Source organism: Levilactobacillus suantsaii, from assembly GCF_004115745.1.
Lineage (GTDB): Bacteria > Bacillota > Bacilli > Lactobacillales > Lactobacillaceae > Levilactobacillus > Levilactobacillus suantsaii.
The window spans coordinates 1-1,303 of the sequence record NZ_QXIL01000059.1; the positions used below are offsets into that span (position 1 = coordinate 1).

The 1,303-nt window shown below is 38.3% G+C and carries 1 protein-coding gene and 1 pseudogene; both read left to right on the plus strand.

What is annotated here, in order from left to right:
- Positions 1–209 precede the first annotated feature (209 nt).
- Positions 210–665 carry a GIY-YIG nuclease family protein gene (locus DXH47_RS11515; protein ID WP_225423586.1) on the plus strand — a complete coding sequence of 152 codons (456 nt, stop codon included), beginning with the start codon at positions 210–212 and terminating at the stop codon, positions 663–665.
- Positions 666–762: 97 nt separating this feature from the next.
- Positions 763–855: pseudogene (locus DXH47_RS11990) on the plus strand (hypothetical protein); the annotation flags it as partial.
- Between the last annotated feature and the right edge of the window lie 448 nt (positions 856–1,303).

Below are 1,303 nucleotides of genomic sequence, written 5' to 3' on the forward strand. Positions count from 1 at the left end.
CAATAACCTCTTTCATTGTTTGTGTAGGAACATCAATGATAACAGAGATTTGTCTTGGTGTTTTTTATTTTATCAATTAGCTAAAAGTATTTGGCTAACTTGATTATAAAACGCGCGAACGAAAACAAGTAACTAAAGAGATAAAACATTATTCGCAGGCAATTTCTGAACTGAAAGAGAAATATTCCGCCAATCCTCAAGATGAAAGTTTGAAAGATGAAATCGCAAAATTACAAGAAGAACTTTCCAAGTATCACGAACAAGAGGACGAGGTAGATTACCGTGAGCAACACGCAACAGCAGGATATGTTTACATCATTTCTAATATAGGATCCTTTGGAAAAAATGTATTCAAAATAGGAGTTACCCGTCGACTTGAACCAATGGACCGAATCAACGAATTAAGTAGTGCGTCCGTCCCCTTTAAATTTGATGTACATGCACTTATTTTTAGCGAAGATGCCTACAAATTAGAAGCAGAGTTACATAATAGGTTCACAAATCGCAGAATTAATAAAGTAAATAATCGAAAGGAATATTTCAGCATATCAATTGAAGATGTCGAAAATGAATTAAAGAAGTATAAAAATGTTACCGTTGATTTTAAGGAACGTCCAGAAGCCGACGAATATCGGGAGACTTTAGCACTAGAAAACAACAGCTAATGAATAGGCCCTCAACTGGGCTTTTCTTTAACAGGCTTAAAGAACATACGTTTGGCAAAGTCGAGTGTTGACCTTGCCATTGAAAGGAGAATTAACCATGGCAAGTATTACCAAGCGAGGCAAGAGCTGGCAGGCCAGGATCAGCTATAAAGATACTGACGGAAAAGCGAAAATAAAAACACATGGTGGTTTCAGAACTAAAGGCGAAGCAACTGCATGGGCCAACCAATTTTCCGTTGATCGAAATAGTGGAAAGCTGGTTATGGCCGAGGTGCCTTACTTCAAAGATTATTTTTGGTATTGGTATAAAACCTATAAAGAACCGGGGGTCAAAGAACGCACCCGACTCACTTATGAGTTAAGCCATAAGATTCTGTCGGAGGGGCTGCCCTTTGCAAGGTTGGATAATATCACTCGATATGATTACCAAAATTTCATCCGGAATATTGGTCAAACTCGGTCTAAAGAAACTATGGCCAAACTAAGTTCCCAGTATCACGCCTGTATAAAGAACGCAATTTATGATGGGACGAATTGTCAAATCAAGTGTAACTTTTTACCGAAGAAAACTTCAGATGGTGTCTTCCAGCCTAAGACCTTACGGGGGCGATTATTTAAATTCCTGACAAACTTCGCGA